The sequence below is a fragment of the Moritella sp. 24 genome (assembly GCF_018219155.1).
In the GTDB taxonomy this organism is placed as follows: domain Bacteria; phylum Pseudomonadota; class Gammaproteobacteria; order Enterobacterales; family Moritellaceae; genus Moritella.
In genome coordinates, this window is the sequence record NZ_CP056123.1 from 2,415,223 (window position 1) to 2,434,357 (window position 19,135).

Sequence of the window (19,135 nt, forward strand, 5' to 3'; positions counted from 1 at the left end):
CGGTGATCTATGACGAAAATGCCAATATTAGACCAATTCATTCAGCGCCATCAGTTGGACGCCAACTATTTAGTACATGCATCAGATCATTTTTCGGCTGCACTACTAAGTATCGTCGCGCACCAAAAACAAGCAAAAGAAACCTTTATTGTTGGCATCAATGGCTGCCAAGGTTCAGGTAAATCAACGCTTGCTGATTATCTAGGTACTCGACTAAGCACAGAGTACGACCTAAACGTCGCTGTATTATCACTTGATGATTTTTATTACAGTAATCGTCAACGTAACGATCTTGCCAACCAAATACATCCTTTATTACGTACCCGAGGTGTACCGGGTACGCATGACATCAACCTTGCTAATGCAACATTAGACAAACTCTGTGCAGGGGCAACACCAAGCGACCCCGTGTTATTACCGCGTTTTAATAAGTTTGCAGACAATCCCTACCCGCAATCTCAATGGCCTATTGTTGATCGCCCTATCGACGTGATCATATTAGAAGGTTGGTGTTTAGGCGTTCAACCGCAGTTAATGAAAGACCTTATTTATCCAATTAACAAACTTGAAGCTAAAAGAGATAAATATGGTATTTGGCGTAGCTATGTAAATCAACAGCTCAAGCAAAACTACCAAGGGCTATATCAACGTATAGACGATTGGATAATGTTAAAAGCGCCGAGCTTTGATAGCGTACATGAGTGGCGACTAGAGCAAGAAAACAAACGTCAAACCCTACAAGAAAATGAAGATCATAAACAAAAAGAAACATTCATGACCAGTGCTGAAGTACGCAACTTTACCGCTTACTTCCAACGTATCACAGAGCAATGTTTAGCCACGCTGCCAGAGCAATGTGACTGGGTCTACGAATTAGACAATAAGCGTAATATTATTAATACAGTGCACCCACAAGTCGAAAGTGCACCGACATAATAATGCTTAGCCAAAACTAACGAAGGTCAGAATTGCGGTATACACAAGCGCTAGTCCAGCAAGGCCCATGATAAGTCCAACTCTTGCCATATCCTTGCTGGCAACTAACCCTGTTGCATAAGCCAAAGAATTAGGTGGTGTTGATACCGGTAATATCATTCCCAGCGATGCAGAGCAAGCCACAACAATAAGCATCACCAGCAGAGACAGATCATTCATCGACGTCGCAACCGCAGCTGCTATTGGCATTAATAGATTTGCCGTTGCCGTATTTGAGATAAAGTTTGCCATCAACCAACAGATAAAAGACATGACTAAAATAACCAACAACGCAGGTAACACCGAATAATCAACCGCATTGGCCATAACCGCTGCTAACCCCGTTTTATCTAACGCAATTCCAATCGCAATACCACCAGCAACCAGCCATAATACATCCCAGTTAATCAGCTTTAACTCTTCTTTACCGATAATACCCGTGAGAGTGAATATTGCCAATGGTACAATCGCAACAACATAGGTGTTCATACCATGCAGTCCAGTACTCATCCACAGTACAATAGTCAGTGCAAAGGTGATGTAAACAACCATAGCCTGCCAACTGCGTTGAAACTCCCCCCCTAACTGTAGCTGCAAACTATCGCCACTAAACGGAAACAGTTTTTGTAATAACCACCACGCAAAGCCGAGCAATAAAATAACAAAAGGCAAACCAACCATCATCCAATCTAAAAAGCTAACGTTGTAGACACTGTCTAAGTACTGCAGTGCTATCGCATTCGGAGGCGTGCCAATTGGCGTTGCGATCCCACCCAAATTGGCGGCGATTGGAATGCTCAACACCAAGGCTTTCACGCCCTTTTCTTCCTTAGGTACCGACATTAAAATAGGTCCTAATAAAGAAAGCATCATCACTGTCGTTGCTGTGTTTGACATAAACATTGAGAACAGAGCAGTGATCATCATTAAACCCAGCATAATCGACGATGGTTTCGTACCAAACGGCTTTAATAATACATTCGCGAGATTCGTATCTAAGGCGTATTTGTTCGCAGCAATCGCCAATGAGAAACCACCGAGAAACAACACAATAATAGGCGAAGAGAACGCAGCAAAAATATCGTTATAATGCATCAATCCTTCTATATTCGTTGCCGATTCAACGGTACCTTTATTAAAAAATCGAAAACTGTATAAGCCTTGGTCTGAGAGCATCACCAATTCAAGAGTGATAATTAAAATAGAGGTCGCAAAGACAGGAACAGGTTCAAGTATCCACAATAACGCGGCGAGAATAAAAATAGCTAACAGTCGATGTTGTATAATGCTGAGGTCATCAAAGGGGAGTTGAGCGGTGGGCATAGAGAGTAGAAATAACGGAATACCGAATGCAATTAATAGTTTTACTAATTTCGCCATCAATACATTGGAGCCTTTACCCCGACGATTCGGTACTTTATCTGGAACTTGTTCTGTCATCATATTCGTCATTAGCTTTTACCTCATAAGCCACTAATTCATAACATATAAAATACACTTTTTTGACACTTTTTATTCGTTTACCTATCACGTTTTCAAGTTATATGCGCATTTAATTAACCATAAAGAGATACCAATCAGGCCATGAAAAATAAGATAGCAAAAAGCCCCACTGATAAGCTTATGATGAGTAAGCTAACCGAGTGGGGCTTTATTATTTATCGCTAATGACTGTTTAAAACATTATTCAGATTAAAGCTGACGTAATGCGTTAATACGGTTTTCAAGCGGTGGATGGCTCATTAATAGTTCCATCATTGTTTTCTTACCTGTGATACCAAACGCCATCATCGAACCTTCAAGTTGTGTTTCTTGACTTGTTTTAAGGCGCTCAAGCGCAGCAATCATCTTTTCTTTACCAACAAGTTTCGCAGCACCAGAGTCAGCTTTAAACTCACGTTGGCGACTGAACCACATTGTTAGGAAGCTTGCTAAGAAACCAAATAGCATTTCTAGTGCCATCGATACGATGAAGTAAGTCATGAAACCACCGCCTTCACCTTCGCCCTCGCCTTCTTCATCACTTGATGTGAAGCCACTTACTGCGTTAGCAATAATACGAGATAAGAAGATAACGAACGTGTTCACAACACCTTGCATCAAGGCCATTGTGATCATGTCACCGTTAGCAACGTGATTGATTTCGTGTGCAACCACCGCTTCTGCTTCGTCACGTGTCATTTGTGCTAATAGGCCAGTCGATACAGCAATTAACGCATCATCACGTTTTGCGCCTGTTGCGAATGCATTCATCTCGGCAGCATCATAAATCGCAACATCAGGCATGCCAATACCCGCTTGTTTTGCTTGTCGAGTAACGGTTTCTAATAACCAATGTTCATTTGCATTACGAGGTTCAGTGATGATCTCGCCGTCAATTGAACGTAGCGCCATTTTCTTCGACATCATTAATGAAATTAATGAACCACCGAAGCCAAACAATACCGCCATCACCAACAACCCTGAAAGGCTACCTGATTGAATGCCAGTGGTCGCATAGATAATGTTTAATACAATACTAAAAACCACCATTACGGCCAGGTTAGTTGCAAGAAATAGCATAACGCGTTTCATATATTTGTGTTCTCCAATAAAAATAGAGTGACATAATATGACAAAATAACGAAAACGCAAAGAGATGAGACTGTAAAGAGGCGTAAAGAACAAAAAATGACCTTTAAATGCCCAGTGCATCTAAAGGTCAAAAATACAAATGTCGCTGAGTGATGACACTGTATCGAGTACAAAGTAAATTACCTGTACCGTTAACTATATTGATTAATAAGTTTAGTTAACGGCTGTTTGAATCAGGTCGATTAGCTCTGTTTCTGTCGCAGGTTCACGCGCGAGGTCTAATTCAGGACCTGCACCACCACTTAACGAATAAACTTTCGAACCACAGTGATCATAATGATACCAAGTACCATCTATACACACGTCCGTGTAACATTTTGGGTTGCGTAATAATTCCATATATACCACCTTTTAATCTTGTGTGTTAATCACTTTTACATTTTGTTCACACGGACTATGACGAATTAACCTATTGCAACCATTGACACAGATCAACTTACAATTCGTTTAACCGTTTATGACTATTTTATTTCGCTAACTTGCAACACAGGTACACGTTATTTATCCTCAAAGGTGCACTACTTTCTCATTACAGCCTCTCTAAATGCGATTAACTCATCACTGCGCTAAACTTAGTTTTAGGAATGAAATAGCTGTATTAAGAGGTATTAAAATACGATGGATATTAATGGTATCTGTATTTCGCACACCGTTGACGAACACGGTCCAATTTATGTTTACGAAACCAGAACCAGTCGGATCCTCAGCTTTGATGGGAAGATCTATCAAAGTTATATGAAACTAAATAACGTGAATGGATTAGCGCTCGGTTACACACAAGCCATGATGGCAGGCTTATTTTTTATTCCCATGCTCAAAACCGTCTCGATTATGGGACTGGGTGCGGGTTCAATGGTAAAGAACCTACTCAGCAGTTTCTCCGAATTAAACGTACACGCGGTTGAATACCGTGAAGCCGTGGCGAAGACTGCCAAAAAATACTTTAGCTTACCGGATACAGACCGCCTCTTCATTCATATCGATGATGCTGTTAATTACATGAAAAATACCGACATGAAAAGTGATATTATCTTTTCAGATTTATACAACTCGGCAGGCATGGAACCAAAACAAATACACTCTTCCTACTTACGCGATTGTAAAAACGCACTCAACGAGCAAGGGGTTCTCGTGCTTAATATTTGGCATACAGCACTTAAATCACATACAAAGTTAGATGAGTTACTCGCACTCGAATTTGAAGACCGATTACTCCGTTTTGAAGTTGAAAGTGGAAACACAATCATACTCGCATTCAAAAATAACATCCCTTTACTAAAAAGAAACGAGCTACTGACTAAAGGTAAAAGGCTACAAGCAGAAATGAACATTCCGATGGAACGCTATGCTGAATTACTTTGGGATACGCGGGGGAATAAAAATAGGTGCCAGACATGACACCTATTTTAAAATGCTAAATGTAGATTAAATCTTTATATCAATTAATCTTTTTTTAACCAAATATCTTCATTCACAGGCGCTTTATTTTTACGCTTCTTCTTGCCGCTACCTTCTGGCGGTGCCATAGGTACATATGCTTCAACAACTTCATCTACTTCAAAACCCGCTACTTCTTCACGCTCAAGTCGGATCTTGTTCTTCTTTTCGATAATACTGAAGTGATGGTAATCTTCATGATCGATAAGTGATAATGCTAAGCCGACTTCACCAGCACGGCCACTTCGACCAATACGGTGCATGTAGTCAGATGGACTTCTTGGTAAGTCAAAGTTAATCACAACAGGTAATTTTTCGATGTCTAAACCACGGGCTGCGATATCAGTTGCAATCAGTACTTGTATCTCACCAGATTTAAATCCGTCAAGCGTACGAATACGTGCGCCTTGCGCTTTATCGCCATGGAATACTTGTGAAGTAATACCACGCTTAGCAAGCTTATCAGCTAAGTGATTACAGCTGTGTTTTGCATTTACGAAAATAAGCACTTGTCGCCATTTATTTTCATTGATCAAATGCGCTAATACCGCTGTTTTCTCACCTTGATTCACTGTGAAAACACGTTGTACCAACGTACTTGCATCCGCACTTTGCAGTTGAATTTCAACAGGATCGTTAAGTAACGCTTGCGTTAAAGCTTGTACTTTCTCAGGGAAGGTTGCTGAGAATAATAAAATCTGCTTTTTCTTTGGTAACAAGGCTAACAGTGATGCGATCTCTTCAGTAAAACCTAGGCTTAACATACGATCTGCTTCATCTAGTACTAAGGTTTTAACCATATCTAGCTTGATAGCATTACTTGAAATCAAATCAAGTAATCGACCAGGTGTTGCCACTAAGATATCTGTACCACCGCGTAATGCGAGCATTTGTGTATTTACAGATACGCCACCAAACACAGCAACAGTTTTAATAGCGCCGTTAAAATGCACTGCATAAGACTTAATACTGTCTGCAACCTGCTTCGCTAGCTCACGTGTCGGAACCAAAATAAGACCAGTAACATAGTTACCTTTACTGCTTGTGTCACTCGATTGCTTTTCAGCATGTATGTGTTGCAGCATAGGTAGTGCAAACGCAGCGGTTTTACCCGAACCGGTATTTGCACCTGCAATTAAGTCACGTCCCGCTAATACACTTGGGATAGCTTGCGCTTGAATAGGCGTTGGCTGTTGATATTCCAGCTCAGTTAAACGAGATAACAAAGGTGAAATTAGGCCAAGTTCTGTAAAATTGGTTGGTGCTGTGACAGTGGTCATTAATATATAGAGCTCAAGATAAGATAATAGCCGGCCATTTTAGCGTATTTATGCCCTATTAGGTGAGTTAAATAGATTTAAATATGCTGTAGTGCTCGATATTGAAAAAGAAGAGAACAATTCGAACATTTAAAAGGGATATGACGGCTGGTATTTAAATCACTCCCCAACCTCTCACATCAGCAAATTGTTAACACCTTATGATTTACATTTTCAATGCGCTCTTGTAGCGTAAATAACTCAGGGTCACTTAATCAATTTTCAATTGACGCTTCATCTAATGACAAATACAAAGGGAATTACAATGAGTTATACAGTGATCACAGGCGCAAGCGCAGGTATTGGTAGTGAGTTCGCGAAACAGTTGGCGCAAGCAGGACAAGACTTGATATTAGTTGCTCGCCGTAAAGAGAAGTTAGAAGAACTGGCACAAACGCTAGAAGCGCAATACGGTATTGACGTTAAATGCTTTGCTATTGACCTTGCCGAACCCACTGGCAGTGAAATATTAGCGACTGAAATTAGCATTGATAACCTTGCTATTAATGGTCTGATTAACAATGCTGGATTTGGTAACCGTGGTAACTTTGCAGACTTACCACTCCAACGCCAAATGCAAATGATCCAATTAAACGTAAGTACTTTAGTCGAACTGACCCACCGTTTAGTCCCAAACATGCGTGAACAAAAAAAACCGTTCATCATCAATGTTGCATCAATAGCGGCGTTCCAAGCTGGCCCTAATATGGCAATATACTATGCAACAAAAGCATTTGTACTGTCTTTCTCGGAAGCAATACACGAAGAACTCCGTCATCAAGGTATTGCAGTCAGTGCACTGTGCCCGGGTCCAACCCAATCCGAATTTGCTGAAGAAGCAAACCTCACCGGCTTAAGTCTATTTAATGCCGTCGCGATGACATCTGCTGACGTGGTGAAGCAAGCCCTAGCAAACCGCCACAGTGCCATTGTCGTCACCGGGATTAAAAACCAAGTAGGTGTGTTATTCGGTAAGGTATCACCTCGCTTCATGACTCGTAAAATTGCCGGATGGTTACAAGCGTAATGTGACGTCACCAGCTGCAACACCAAAACGATTAACCGACTTTAAGTACACCATTTTGTATAAGATAGCCTGCAAAGCCAGCCCAGCTTAGCGCGAGTAATGCCCAAGGTAATCGACTTGAGCTTGATTTTGTTTGTTCAATGTCGATCTTAGCTTCACTTTCTTGCGCTGCAGCCGCTGTACTTGCTTTTAACTTTTGCTTTTTTTGTTTATCAAGTTGGCGGGCTTTCGCTTTATGCTGTTTTTTGTACTCCGCAATTCCCTTCTCAATACCTGCTGCGATCAATTTAGTCTGCTCTCGGCTTTGACCTGGCTTTTTAATGCCATTAGCAATACGTGTCGATTCAGTTTGTACTTCTGTTGATACTTTCTGTGTCATGGATTTTTACTCTTAATTCAGTTACCTTGATGATAAATAACTCAGGTCTATGTTGCAAGTTAGTGAGTTTGTTTCATTCATCTTATATAAGGCGATTATATTGTTATCATTAAGTATTATTTTAACTAAATGAAGGATGATAACTCACCTCTCCAGATGGCATTTCACTATCAAAAACTTGTGCCATAAAATACTCCGCTGGTACGCCTGGAAGAACAAGTCGTGGATCGGATTTAAAACCAAATCGACCGTAATACTGAGGTTCACCTAATAGTACGACACCACTTGCACCCAGCATTTTCAGCTCTGCGATGCCCGCACGAATCAGAGTACCGCCAATGCCCTCTCGTTGACGTTCGACGCTAACAGAAACAGGCCCAATACCATACCAACTCGATATTTCACCGTTAATATTAACCGATGAAAATGCGATATGACCAACAATACCTGATTTGTCTTCTGCGACTAAAGATAACGTTAGCGCACCATCAGCACGCAAGTTGTTAATAATTAAGTGCTCAGTTGGTTTTGCACCAACTTCATGGTGTGGATGATTCTCAAATGCTTGGTAAGTCAAACGTTCGATAGCATTAATGTCTGATGCGTTTTCTTTTCTTATAATCATGTTTTAGCCTTTATTCTGTAATACAAACACTTGGTAGCCATATTGCCCCAGATATTGCTGATGTATGTTCAATTCGTTGCGTAAATCAAAAATTGCGTTAGATATAAATTCCTGATCTGATAGTTTCGCCAGTTTATCTTTTAGCGGATTAAGATAGTTGTTCCACGACTTGGCGCTCTGCGTAAAGCTATCGATGACTTGATATCCTGACTTATCCATCATTTGACAGCGCTTCGCTTTAGTCGTCATTGAAGGATAGTTTTGCTGCCAAAACTCTAACGCTTCCGCATCTGGTGATTCCGTAAGCCAAACTAAGTCACTAATAACGAGGTAACCGTTAGCCTTGATAAACGGTCGCCAGTCATTTAATGCCTGTTCAACACCCATGATGTAAGCACAACCTTCTGCCCAAATGACATCAAATTTATTTTTAGCGTACGGAAGTTCTGTCATACTTGCACAAACAGGTGTGATTCTGTTTTCAAGTGATGTTTGTTCGATACGTTCGCGTAAACAACTAAGACTATATTCATCGTTGTCTAAAGCGGTAAAAGAGAACTGGGTGTGCTCAGCCAATAACTTGGTGGTTACGCCTTTACCGCAACCAATCTCTAATAATTCACCAGTGTTGATCGGTATGCTATTACGCGACCTTAATGAGTCGTCGTCATCGCCGGGTCCAAGTCTATCTAGGCCTTCAAAGATACGTTCAAAATCTGCCATGTATTGTTCATGTTCATTCATATCTTTTGATAGCCATCTCAATCTAAGGGCATGCTTTTCGTTAAAACCTTGTTTTATTAGCCAGTCTAAATGAGCCTTTGGCGCTTCTAACTCCAACGATTGATGCCACTCTCGCATTGACTCCAAACCCACCATTGAACGCAGTAAGTCTCTTGCTTGTTGCTTTTGAACTATCTCTTCATCTAACACTTCAAGTCGTTTAAGTAGTGTTTCCTTTTCTATTTTCGCCTCTAAGCATGCTTGGCACTCCTTGAGCGTCAAACCGCCTGCTTGAAATTTCTGAAACAACTTAATTCGTTGCACGTCCTTATCAGAGTAGCTTCGATAACCATTACTCTGTCGACGTGCAGCGATCAAGCCTATTTTTTCGTAATATAATAAAGTTGATCGGCTTAAACCAACCATCTGAGCTAATACCGAAATTCGATACATAGACCATGCTCCTTTCATTTAGTTAAGGCACTATAAACTATGAAGCTATAGTCAGGTCAATATTAGTTTTAGAACCATATTTAGACAAAATAAGAAAATTAAAATCAGGAATTGTGAAACAGAATCTCTCGACTAGTACCTAATATTGCAGGATAGTCCGACTTTTTTACTGTTGATAGACACCCTAGAACCGATTAAAAAGACTAAACAGCGTTGCAGTCTGGGCAAAAACTTATTTTTTTATATACCAACTTACAGTCATCACAATGGTATAAATCGGCTCGCCATACCAATGCTGTATCACACTGATTACAGCTATTTTTGTTATCTGTATTCACGTTACTCATCTTTGTATTCCACTTATGTTAGTTATATTACCTACCCTATATTATACTCATAAAGGTATAGTAATAAACTGAACATAAAAAAAGGATTATAACCATGGCTATAATCCTTTAGAAAAATCAAAGTACAAGGTACTTTAATGGAATGGGAAAAGGTAATTCATCCAAGACGCCATGCGTAATAATATTTTACGCATAATAGCGACATGCTCAAAATGTGTTGAATAGATCGCAGTTTGACCATATGCACCACCCATCATAACATCGCTATATTGCTCAAAACGTGGATCATCAATTTCAAATAATACCGGTATACGGCCAGGAAAACGGGCTGTCTGAACCGAGATTAATGTACCCGATGCTTGCACTTGCCCTTCAGGTATAGCCGGAATAGCACCAATCACTTTCGCACTAAATACTTTGCCCGGTAAACCATCAAATATCACTTCTGCTTTAGAGCCTTTTTCAAGACGAAGCATGCTGTTTTGACGATACCAACCAACTAAGTTTTTATCCCCTTTATGCTTGAACACCATCACTGGTCGTAAAGGTAAACTAACTGCTCGCATACCCGGGCGTAACGCTTGCTGAACAACATAACCATCGGTTGGCGCACGAACCACCGTACTATCAAGATCATAAATTGCGAGTTCTCGCTTTGCCGCTAAGTCATCAACTTGACCACGCGTAATATCTACATCGCGTTGTTTACCTATGCCTTTACGATATAGCTCTTTAGCGCGTTTAAAGTCAGCTTGTGCAACAACAAGGTTCGCTTCAATTGAATCAAGTTTGTCTTGAAATTGTTTCGGATCTAACTTAAACAGTACATCACCTTTAAGCAGCAATTGATTAGGCTCTACGGGTACTTCAATCACAGTACCGTTAACCGCTGGCACAACAGGTGTCGTGACATAATACTCACGGCTAATTTCTGAAAATGGATGGTTGTAATTCATTGTGAAGACCAATCCACCAATCAAGATGATCCCACCAAGCACAGCCGTTGGCACACTCCATTTATTTAACGGGATCTTAAATATTTTGAATATCGCAATACATAGAGCCGTGTACGTTAATATGAGTAATAAATCCATTATTTGCTCTCTCCTTCTAACGTATTAAGACGCTGTTTTACTTCCGCTAATTCTAACTCTAGCTTATCTATATGCTCTTTACTTGAATGACCATCAGAGAAACCCCAGCCTCGGTCGGTACGGTACAAGGTTGCCCAAATCCACAAAAATGGCCACAATACATGTAACGTAAATAGACTTACCCAACCAGCAACATGAATTGCATCTTGATGTGGGTGGTTACGATGTACGGCAATTTCGTAAGGAATATCATGGATCACGATAACACCATAAAACAGCACAATAGCGACAAACACCAGTATTCCCAGTGCAACGTATTCCAACATAATTAACTCCTTTAATTTGTATATCTACCGTATTACAGCAAGAGCCACGTAACAGGTATGAGAATAGCATTGACGAATTTTAACCAAATCAGCCTACCACTAAACTCAAATAAAACAATAATATAATTAATGTAACGAGTTTAATGATAGACCATTAGAAAGGAAGTAAATGGGGAATGTGGCGAGTGAGAACACACTTTGAACCATAGATGGCAACTAGCCATTCATGCGCTGTATTATCCGCTTAATAAAATCTTTTAATTTAGGTTTGTTTTCTGGAGAAAAGCTAATCGGTCGACAAGCCGTAATTGCAGCTAATCCGATTCGAGCAGTATAAACACCAGCCCCGACACCTTGGCTTAAACGCGCGCCTGTAATACCCGCAAGACTTGTTGTACCAAATTCTTGCAACATTTCATCAAGTGCTAGTTCGCTTACACCGATCAGTGCCAGATAGTTAATCACACTTTTTAATAGCTTATAACGGTTTGCTAACGACGGACGCATGCCATATATTTGCCCGACCTCGTCAATCATTTTCATACTGCGCCACAAAGCTAATAGCATATCCACCGCGGCCCACGGACTTGCAGCAACTACAGCCCCTGTTTGTAAACTATGCTTCGATACACGGCGCAATGCTTCTTTATCCAATGGCGCTAAAAAAACTTGTTCAAGATGAATCATCGCCTCTTTGTCATTGCTGTAGTCAGGCATACTCTTTACACTTTGCTCTAACAACGCAGCTTGCGGCTTACCTTTATAAAACTGAGTTAACTTAGTTATAAATCCTTTCGCCTTACCGACGTCATTCGTCGCCTTTAGCTGCTCTGCCTTTTCCTGAATTCCAGCCAACGCAGCCATATTTTCTTTATCAGACATAAAGCTAAATACACTACGTAATGCCAATATCGCAACAAGAATAATCAAGCCAGCAAAACCCGCAGCAGCAATCCAATGCAGGGCAAGTACACTTTGGAAGGTCGTATAAATTTGCCATAACGACATCACACCAAAAAGACTCACAATACCAATGAAAAAAGATTTTAACCCTTTGATTGGCAACGCGTCTAAGGTTAGTCCACGGTAAGTATTATCAACCGAGTCTTCGCTTGAGATTGACTGTGGTACTTTGCTCAAATCATTATCGAGATCGGGCATAAATATTTTAGCTTCACGGCTTGCAGGTGTCATCACATCATCTTCTTGTAAATTGATGGTTTTACCTTGGTTACGTGGTGCGCTCTGACCCCGCTCTACATTACTATCAACTTGCTTGCTCATAGGCATTTATCCCCTATTAATTCATTTAAAATACTATCAAGGCGAATATGCGGTAGCACATCCTGATTACTGAACGATAAGCCTTGCGGCGGATTCAGTAATGGTATTTGCCAATCTAAAAATGGCTGCCATTGTTCACCCTCAGGGATGCGCGTTGGAATGGTCGGATGAATGTAACCAATCGGCTCACCATTCACACCACAACCAGCAATACCACGATCGCCCTGATGCTTTATCTCTTTAGAAGAGCGTACTGCTGCGGTTGCTTCACAAACAGGTTGCACGCCTTCATGCTGCGCACTTTTATAAGCTTGTTTTACGATTACGCCTAAAAGCTGTCGAACCGCGTCATGATCTTCACTTAATACCTGATCGATCTTAGTGGCGGCAAATACAACCTTATCGATTTTGGGCTTAAATAATTGCACCAATCTGTTTTGGCTACCGTAAGCGAAACTCTCGGTAATATTCGTTAATGCTTGGCGCATATCATCAAGATATTCAGGACCCGCATTTAACGTATTAACCACGTCCACCAGCACTAATTGACGGTCAATACGACTAAAGAAGGTTTTATAAAACGGTTCAACCAAATACTTAACGTAGCCTTGATAATTACGCTGACAGCACTTGTAATAACTGCCGTCAGGCGCATTATTCAGTTCATCTTCACTGTATTGCTGGCTCGCTAATAAAGGCACAAAATTTAATAGCTCACTGTCTTCCACTGTGCCGGGTAATAAAAAACGGCCCGGCTGAATTAAGCTCAAGCTACTGCTTTTGTATTTACAGTCATGTAAAAATTGCACATATTTCGTCTTTAATGACATGAGCACTGCGTCATCAACAATCGACAATGGGTCTAACTGCATTAATTCATCAAATAATGGCCCCATCAACTCTCGACGTGGCGACTCTTGATATTGTGCTTGGCACTGCTCACTCCAACGTGTAAAGCTCATTTCGCGCAAAGGCAAATCGAGTAACCATTCACCCGGATAATCTCGTATTTCAAGAAACAAAGAAAACTGTTCCGCTTTTAACGGGTTTAGCCTACGTCCTGTACGAGATAACCTCAGTTCTAATAAACAACCACTGATATCTGTCGTCGATTCTGGCCACTTGGCCTGTGCTTGCGTTAGGCTCTGATAATTCTTTTCATAAGGAAATACCGGAATATCTGCATCTGCTAACGGGTGCATTTTCACCCCAAGCAGGCGTTCACTTAATACCGGAGGAAAACCAGCTAAGCTTGCATTCTCATGATGCATAAGTTGGTTAATCAAACTGGTAATAAACGTCGATTTACCACTTTTACTCAAGCCTGTAATGCCAATACAAAAATATCGGTTCTGTAATTTAGCGATACTCGCGAGTCCATCTTCTTTCAGCGAAGACGCTTTACGAGAGGCTTTGTTTATTAGTTTAGAAAATTTTTTGTCTGAGTCTCGCATACACCAACTTCGTTATTAGAAAGAGAAGAACAGAGGTCACTGTTACTATTAACAAATAGTTTACTATAGATAAGGAGTATACCCAAACAAGCTGAATGGAAGATGAATCAAACACACATTTCGTTATATTTGATTCATCTATTTAGAAGGCTGTTCAAAAGTAGTCAGGGAAGTTAATTGTGCTATCGCTTAATTGAAACGGTACTGAGGTATGCCGCAATATCGATAATATCCTTATCCGAAAGGTTGGCAACAACGGGCTTCATCATCGCTGATTGCGCACCATTACGGGTATTCGATTTAAATCCGTGCAATTGACGTACAGTGTAAATGCCAAAGTTACCCGCGATTGCAGGACCAATTTGAGAACCAGATAAATCAGCACCATGACAGCTCATACAAGGGATCGTTTTTCCGCCACCAGTTTGTACTAAATTCTGACCACGCTCAATACTTCCCTCTGGCACGTAGCTAATAAACTCACTTAATGGCGCTCGTTTATGTACAAGTTCTTTATCAAGCGGCACTTCAATAATGCGATTACCTATCGGTTCTTCTACTTTTTTTGATGTATCTATTTGACGCATACGCGTACTATCAACATAAGTAATTGGCACACTTTTGACTTCTTTAACTGCAATAAACTGTTGTGGTGAAAGACTTGCAAACCATGTTGATGCCGCCAACATTTCGGCTTCAGTCATCAAAGCAGCCATGCGATTCATGTGTCCGCTGTAATCGATACGTTCTCCCGATGCAAATGCTTTTAACTGTGCAGTCATATAAGAAGCGGACAGCCCTGCCAGTGTTGATGACTCGGGATGTCCCGAACCAGAGGCTAAATGACAAGAGGCACATGCCCATACTTTTGGTTTTTTACCAAACTGAACAATCTCAGGCATAGGATCATGTTGTTCAGGAAACCAATCTGGCGCACTAAACTTATTGTCTATTTCCGCTTGAGTATAGCTAACCTTACTACCTTCAAGTGTATGCATCTTTGCAGGCTCTAACGTCGATTCAACAGCAACACCACGTGCAGGGGTTGACCAAGCTGGTGCGTCTGGTATTGCATTATCAGCAAGTACTGATGTACTGATAGATGCACTGATAGATAGACTCGTAATCAACAGTAAATGATGTTTATTCATATTAAATCCAGCTTTATTTTTATTGTTTTAATAAATAATATATAGATCAATGTGAAATAAATGTCGCTACCATAAGGTTGTTTATAATCGTAGTGACGAGATCTCCTTCCAACCGTCTGCATCTTTTTCTGCCAAAGCAAATTTAAACGCATAATCAACAGTACCCGTCTTCATTCTAAGATCGGTTGCGACTAAGCGCCCATCAACATCTTCTAAACGAATAAAACCATCAGTAAACCAATCTAATAAGGCTAAATCTGGTGTTGTCACTTTGACCACCCCTAGCCCCAAATCTTGCTTTTCCGATAGAACAAGTGAATTCGTCAGCGCATTTAGTTTCACATCATAATAAGCGCCATCATCAATCACGATGGCAATCCACCAGTTTAAACTTGGATACAATGGCGAGATAAATACCTTATCAGTCGCAATCCCCTTACTCTGTAGAGCAAGTTCAACTTTGTTCAACATCTGTGTTTGAATCAACACGCTCAGTAATAAATAACCGCTACTTAATACCAAACCAATATGATTAACACGCCTTGCTTTAGTCTTGTCTGTTCCTCGCCATAGATAAACACAACCCACTAATAATGGCACTGTATACAAAGGGTCGATAACAAAAATAGAGGCGATTGAAATGGGATGTATAGCGAGCGGCCAGAATAATTGCGTGCCATAACTCGTAAATGCATCAAGAATCGGATGAGTAATTAAAGTAAGACAGCAAAGCCAGAATAGCCGTTGATTAGCAATCATATCGCTTTTAAATTTAAGCTTCAGCACGGCAAAACAAATAAACGCGAAAGGAAAAAGCACAAATAAAGAATGTGAAAAACTACGATGCTCTGTAAAGCTTTCTATGGCATCTGCTGCTGGCATAAAGACATCCAAATCAGGTAATGTACCCAACACACCGCCAATAATAAGCGCACTTCGCCCGAGTTGTTTATGTGCAATAGCAGCGCCAATAGCGCTACCTAATACGACTTGAGTAACAGAATCCATAGACATCCTTACCGTCAAATAATCTTAAATACTAATCTTAAGTACTTATCTTAAATTAATCGTATTTTATTCGCGAGGCAAGTTTTGTAGGTCACCGATAAACAAAAATGACTAAGGTATCTCAACCTTAGCCATTCATATAAGCCACACATTTAATACACTGGAATGTTGTATTTTAGTCTGTACCAATATATTAAAATTCTATTCGATAAAGACCGCCACTAAGAAATGACGTAACCAGAAGGCTGCCCTCATCAAACAAAGGATTACCTTCAGGCAAGTTTGACTGATACACAACACTACTCGGGATCACAGCCATAGGTATAGCAGCATATCTTTTCGCTTCATCTTCAAATTCAGCTGGTGTCAATATAACAACAGAACCCGGTACGGAAATCTTAGAATAAGCGATATAACCTTCATGAATAGCAAAATCATCGATCATCGCAAGGTTTGTTCCCTTGTAATGAACATTTACGTCACTCGCGGAAAAGTCTGCATTAATTTTAACTTTAAGGATATTTGAGCCACTCGTATAATAAAGTGTATCACCCTCTATTTGCACACCATTAGGGAAAAGTTCATGCCCAGAAATCCAGGTTTTATGGTTAAAATCCAGAAATCGACTATCGCCATTATCAGTAATCGTTACTTGTGAGATTGAATCTCGATTAGGCGCTAATACGGCTTTACTATTACTAATATAAATATGTCCTTCGCTATCCACGGCCATACCGTTTGCCATAAACCAGTTTGGATCAAATGATTCCTCTCCATCCCCATAAATAAAGTTGCTATCTGTCATATGCCCTGTTTTGATCCGTTCACTATTTAACGTCGTTTCAACTTGGAATAACGAAACAGCTTCGGTGTTTAGTCCTAAAAAACCACCAGTCTGGATGCAAGCTGCATAAAGTAATGAGTCACTCGCTGTTAATCCTGCAAAACGGCATTCCTCACCTTCGGGTTTATCATTGATACCACCTAACTCAGTACCATCAACAGTTCCTTTAACATAAGGAATATGTGCATATGAGCCATCAGAATTTTTGATAATTTCAAAGATCCAACTTTCTCTCTTTCTATTTTCACCCACAACAAACAAGCGACCATCGGTTGTAAAAGCACTATTCTCTGTTGCTTTTAGTTCTTTATTTGAAACAGGCTCAGTAATGTCACATGCCTGTAAAAGCCCCATGATAACGACAATTAATGAGAGTTTTGTTATCTTATTCATCTATATATCCTTGTTATAGGCACAGTAATAGGCATATAAAGCCAATGCTTGCCATCCTTTTGTTTATGTCTCAATCTGCACTTTTTTACTTTACGCCATACGGTAAAATTAAAGCCACCAACAAAAGGTGGATATCCATCAATCTGCGAGCCAAGTCTCAAGTAAAAATTTAATTGTTTGAAAAATAAGATCTAATTGACTATTCAAGAATAAGTTTAAAGGTAGGTAGAGGAATTCATTACAGAGGTAATAGCTGTTTGAAAATAAAAATTGTATAAAAAATGGCTAAGGTCTCTCAACCTTAGCCATTCATATCACTAATCTAAACGCAATCAGTCAAATTAACGACTTGGTTTTACGTCTTTCTTCGCACGGTTATTCGTTTTCTTACCGTAAGAACGATTTTTAGCACGACGTTTGTCAGCAGTACGGCTGTTGCCTTTATCTTTACCGCCACCCTTACCACGGCCATCATCAACAGGCTTGCTTAGGTCTGGTTCATAACCCGGTAACCACTGTGCAACGAGACGTGTATCAAGCAGTGTTTCGATTTCTTCTAGTAACCAGTTTTCACCAATACTTACTAGCGATGTCGCTGTACCAGATAAACCAGCACGACCTGTACGACCGATACGGTGAATATAATCTTCTGCTTTAAACGGTAGTTCAAAGTTAATTACATGTTTAAGCTGTTCAATATCAAGACCACGAGCAGCAACGTCTGTTGCTACTAATGCACGTACTTTACCCGCTTTAAAATCTTCAAGACCACGTTCACGTGCGCCCTGTGATTTATCACCATGTACAGCGATTGTCTTAATACCATCTTTACACATTTCTTTTGCTAGGTTATCTGCACCCTGCTTAGTACGCGTAAAGATTAAAACTTGATGCCAGTTACGAGAACCAATCAAATAAGACGTTAATTCACGCTTACGATCAGTATCAACAGCATAAACAATTTGTTCAACTTGTTCAGCCGCTGCATTACGCGTATCAACTTCAACTAATAGTGGATCTCTTAATAAGCTCTTACTTAGCTTGAAGATTGCATCATCAAAGGTTGCCGAGAATAACATCGTCTGACGTTTCTTAGGCAGATGTTTTAAGATACGACGGATTTCTTCCATGAACCCCATATCTAACATACGGTCAGCTTCATCGAATACGATCTTTTCAACAAACTCAAGTGTCAGCGTCTCACGATCTAACAGATCAAGTAAACGACCTGGTGTTGCCACTAAAATGTCTGCACCTTGCGCCAGCGCTTTAACTTGTGGATTAATACTTACGCCACCATAAGCAAGCGCAGCGGTTAGTTCGCTTTCTTCGCTGTATGTTTCAAAGCTTTTATGTACTTGTTGTGATAATTCACGTGTTGGCGTTAATACTAATGCACGGATTTGTTTTTTCGCTGTAGCTTCTGATGCGTTAGCTGTTAACAAGTGAATTATAGGCAATGCAAATGCAGCTGTTTTACCAGTACCCGTTTGAGCACCACCCATGATGTCACGCCCTTCCAATATTGCTGGAATAGCCTGAGCTTGAATTGGTGTAGGCGTTTCATAGCCCAACTTGGTAACAGTATTAATTAAATTTTGATTAAGATTTAAAGCAGAAAAACCCATAATGACCTTACTAAACACAACAAAAACGATATGC

19 protein-coding genes are annotated in these 19,135 nt (G+C 40.3%); 3 read left to right on the plus strand and 16 right to left on the minus strand.

Annotated features, from left to right (window positions below):
• Window positions 1-9: 9 nt before the first annotated feature.
• A complete protein-coding gene (locus HWV00_RS10825) occupies window positions 10-936 on the plus strand; it encodes a hypothetical protein (protein WP_211681080.1) in 927 nt (308 codons plus the stop codon).
• A gap of 6 nt (window positions 937-942) precedes the next feature.
• Here the strand turns inward: HWV00_RS10825 and HWV00_RS10830 are convergent, their stop codons facing one another.
• The 3 genes from HWV00_RS10830 to HWV00_RS10840 form a co-directional block, all read right to left on the minus strand.
• The gene (locus HWV00_RS10830; RefSeq protein WP_255555029.1) at window positions 943-2,418 is read right to left on the minus strand and encodes a DASS family sodium-coupled anion symporter; all 1,476 of its coding nucleotides are present in this window, start codon (window positions 2,416-2,418) and stop codon (window positions 943-945) included.
• Window positions 2,419-2,667: 249 nt separating this feature from the next.
• A complete protein-coding gene (gene htpX / locus HWV00_RS10835; RefSeq protein WP_211681082.1) occupies window positions 2,668-3,549 on the minus strand; it encodes a protease HtpX in 882 nt (293 codons plus the stop codon).
• 213 nt (window positions 3,550-3,762) lie between these two features.
• Entirely contained in the window at window positions 3,763-3,948 is a 186-nt protein-coding gene (locus tag HWV00_RS10840; RefSeq protein WP_211681084.1) for a hypothetical protein, read from the minus strand.
• A gap of 279 nt (window positions 3,949-4,227) precedes the next feature.
• Here HWV00_RS10840 and HWV00_RS10845 point away from each other — a divergent pair, with 279 nt between their 5' ends.
• The gene (locus tag HWV00_RS10845) at window positions 4,228-5,007 is read left to right on the plus strand and encodes a spermidine synthase (protein ID WP_211681086.1); all 780 of its coding nucleotides are present in this window, start codon (window positions 4,228-4,230) and stop codon (window positions 5,005-5,007) included.
• 44 nt (window positions 5,008-5,051) lie between these two features.
• Here HWV00_RS10845 and HWV00_RS10850 read toward each other — a convergent pair whose 3' ends face one another.
• Window positions 5,052-6,326 carry a DEAD/DEAH box helicase gene (locus tag HWV00_RS10850; RefSeq protein WP_211681088.1) on the minus strand — a complete coding sequence of 425 codons (1,275 nt, stop codon included), beginning with the start codon at window positions 6,324-6,326 and terminating at the stop codon, window positions 5,052-5,054.
• Window positions 6,327-6,630: 304 nt separating this feature from the next.
• Here HWV00_RS10850 and HWV00_RS10855 point away from each other — a divergent pair, with 304 nt between their 5' ends.
• On the plus strand, window positions 6,631-7,392 hold the full coding sequence (locus HWV00_RS10855; protein ID WP_211681090.1) for an SDR family oxidoreductase: 762 nt from the start codon (window positions 6,631-6,633) through the stop codon (window positions 7,390-7,392).
• A 31-nt stretch (window positions 7,393-7,423) separates the two neighbouring features.
• Here HWV00_RS10855 and HWV00_RS10860 read toward each other — a convergent pair whose 3' ends face one another.
• The 12 genes from HWV00_RS10860 to HWV00_RS10915 all read right to left on the minus strand — a co-directional run bounded on the left by HWV00_RS10860 (window position 7,424) and on the right by HWV00_RS10915 (window position 19,101).
• The gene (locus HWV00_RS10860; protein ID WP_211681092.1) at window positions 7,424-7,771 is read right to left on the minus strand and encodes a DUF2956 domain-containing protein; all 348 of its coding nucleotides are present in this window, start codon (window positions 7,769-7,771) and stop codon (window positions 7,424-7,426) included.
• 121 nt (window positions 7,772-7,892) lie between these two features.
• A complete protein-coding gene (locus HWV00_RS10865; protein WP_211681094.1) occupies window positions 7,893-8,396 on the minus strand; it encodes a GNAT family N-acetyltransferase in 504 nt (167 codons plus the stop codon).
• Between the two features lie 3 nt (window positions 8,397-8,399).
• Window positions 8,400-9,572, minus strand: a complete 1,173-nt coding sequence (locus HWV00_RS10870; RefSeq protein WP_211681096.1) for a MerR family transcriptional regulator — start codon at window positions 9,570-9,572, stop codon at window positions 8,400-8,402.
• A gap of 203 nt (window positions 9,573-9,775) precedes the next feature.
• Entirely contained in the window at window positions 9,776-9,919 is a 144-nt protein-coding gene (locus HWV00_RS21630; RefSeq protein ID WP_211681098.1) for a zinc-ribbon domain-containing protein, read from the minus strand.
• 134 nt (window positions 9,920-10,053) lie between these two features.
• Entirely contained in the window at window positions 10,054-11,013 is a 960-nt protein-coding gene (locus HWV00_RS10880) for an HlyD family secretion protein (RefSeq protein WP_211681100.1), read from the minus strand.
• Entirely contained in the window at window positions 11,013-11,339 is a 327-nt protein-coding gene (locus HWV00_RS10885; protein WP_211681101.1) for a DUF3302 domain-containing protein, read from the minus strand. Before HWV00_RS10885 ends, HWV00_RS10880 begins: the two co-directional genes overlap by 1 nt.
• Before the next feature lie 216 nt (window positions 11,340-11,555).
• Window positions 11,556-12,623, minus strand: coding sequence for a TIGR01620 family protein (locus tag HWV00_RS10890; protein ID WP_255554491.1), 1,068 nt, complete (start codon window positions 12,621-12,623; stop codon window positions 11,556-11,558).
• The gene (locus HWV00_RS10895) at window positions 12,620-14,077 is read right to left on the minus strand and encodes a YcjX family protein (RefSeq protein WP_255554492.1); all 1,458 of its coding nucleotides are present in this window, start codon (window positions 14,075-14,077) and stop codon (window positions 12,620-12,622) included. Before HWV00_RS10895 ends, HWV00_RS10890 begins: the two co-directional genes overlap by 4 nt.
• A gap of 182 nt (window positions 14,078-14,259) precedes the next feature.
• The gene (locus HWV00_RS10900) at window positions 14,260-15,228 is read right to left on the minus strand and encodes a c-type cytochrome (RefSeq protein ID WP_211681105.1); all 969 of its coding nucleotides are present in this window, start codon (window positions 15,226-15,228) and stop codon (window positions 14,260-14,262) included.
• Window positions 15,229-15,309: 81 nt separating this feature from the next.
• Entirely contained in the window at window positions 15,310-16,236 is a 927-nt protein-coding gene (locus HWV00_RS10905; protein WP_211681107.1) for a metal-dependent hydrolase, read from the minus strand.
• A gap of 193 nt (window positions 16,237-16,429) precedes the next feature.
• On the minus strand, window positions 16,430-17,473 hold the full coding sequence (locus HWV00_RS10910; RefSeq protein WP_211681109.1) for a hypothetical protein: 1,044 nt from the start codon (window positions 17,471-17,473) through the stop codon (window positions 16,430-16,432).
• 341 nt (window positions 17,474-17,814) lie between these two features.
• Window positions 17,815-19,101 (minus strand): DEAD/DEAH box helicase, encoded by a 1,287-nt coding sequence (locus HWV00_RS10915; RefSeq protein WP_211681111.1) that lies wholly within the window; start codon window positions 19,099-19,101, stop codon window positions 17,815-17,817.
• Between the last annotated feature and the right edge of the window lie 34 nt (window positions 19,102-19,135).

Excerpts from the sequence above, each read along its gene's own strand:
- HWV00_RS10825 (WP_211681080.1), top strand. The coding sequence starts at position 10 with ATGACGAAAATGCCAATATTAGACCAATTCATTCAGCGCCATCAGTTG.
- HWV00_RS10830 (WP_255555029.1), bottom strand. The coding sequence starts at position 2,418 with ATGATGACAGAACAAGTTCCAGATAAAGTACCGAATCGTCGGGGTAAA.
- htpX (WP_211681082.1), bottom strand. The coding sequence starts at position 3,549 with ATGAAACGCGTTATGCTATTTCTTGCAACTAACCTGGCCGTAATGGTG.
- HWV00_RS10840 (WP_211681084.1), bottom strand. The coding sequence starts at position 3,948 with ATGGAATTATTACGCAACCCAAAATGTTACACGGACGTGTGTATAGAT.
- HWV00_RS10845 (WP_211681086.1), top strand. The coding sequence starts at position 4,228 with ATGGATATTAATGGTATCTGTATTTCGCACACCGTTGACGAACACGGT.
- HWV00_RS10850 (WP_211681088.1), bottom strand. The coding sequence starts at position 6,326 with ATGACCACTGTCACAGCACCAACCAATTTTACAGAACTTGGCCTAATT.
- HWV00_RS10855 (WP_211681090.1), top strand. The coding sequence starts at position 6,631 with ATGAGTTATACAGTGATCACAGGCGCAAGCGCAGGTATTGGTAGTGAG.
- HWV00_RS10860 (WP_211681092.1), bottom strand. The coding sequence starts at position 7,771 with ATGACACAGAAAGTATCAACAGAAGTACAAACTGAATCGACACGTATT.
- HWV00_RS10865 (WP_211681094.1), bottom strand. The coding sequence starts at position 8,396 with ATGATTATAAGAAAAGAAAACGCATCAGACATTAATGCTATCGAACGT.
- HWV00_RS10870 (WP_211681096.1), bottom strand. The coding sequence starts at position 9,572 with ATGTATCGAATTTCGGTATTAGCTCAGATGGTTGGTTTAAGCCGATCA.
- HWV00_RS21630 (WP_211681098.1), bottom strand. The coding sequence starts at position 9,919 with ATGAGTAACGTGAATACAGATAACAAAAATAGCTGTAATCAGTGTGAT.
- HWV00_RS10880 (WP_211681100.1), bottom strand. The coding sequence starts at position 11,013 with ATGGATTTATTACTCATATTAACGTACACGGCTCTATGTATTGCGATA.
- HWV00_RS10885 (WP_211681101.1), bottom strand. The coding sequence starts at position 11,339 with ATGTTGGAATACGTTGCACTGGGAATACTGGTGTTTGTCGCTATTGTG.
- HWV00_RS10890 (WP_255554491.1), bottom strand. The coding sequence starts at position 12,623 with ATGAGCAAGCAAGTTGATAGTAATGTAGAGCGGGGTCAGAGCGCACCA.
- HWV00_RS10895 (WP_255554492.1), bottom strand. The coding sequence starts at position 14,077 with ATGCGAGACTCAGACAAAAAATTTTCTAAACTAATAAACAAAGCCTCT.
- HWV00_RS10900 (WP_211681105.1), bottom strand. The coding sequence starts at position 15,228 with ATGAATAAACATCATTTACTGTTGATTACGAGTCTATCTATCAGTGCA.
- HWV00_RS10905 (WP_211681107.1), bottom strand. The coding sequence starts at position 16,236 with ATGGATTCTGTTACTCAAGTCGTATTAGGTAGCGCTATTGGCGCTGCT.
- HWV00_RS10910 (WP_211681109.1), bottom strand. The coding sequence starts at position 17,473 with ATGAATAAGATAACAAAACTCTCATTAATTGTCGTTATCATGGGGCTT.
- HWV00_RS10915 (WP_211681111.1), bottom strand. The coding sequence starts at position 19,101 with ATGGGTTTTTCTGCTTTAAATCTTAATCAAAATTTAATTAATACTGTT.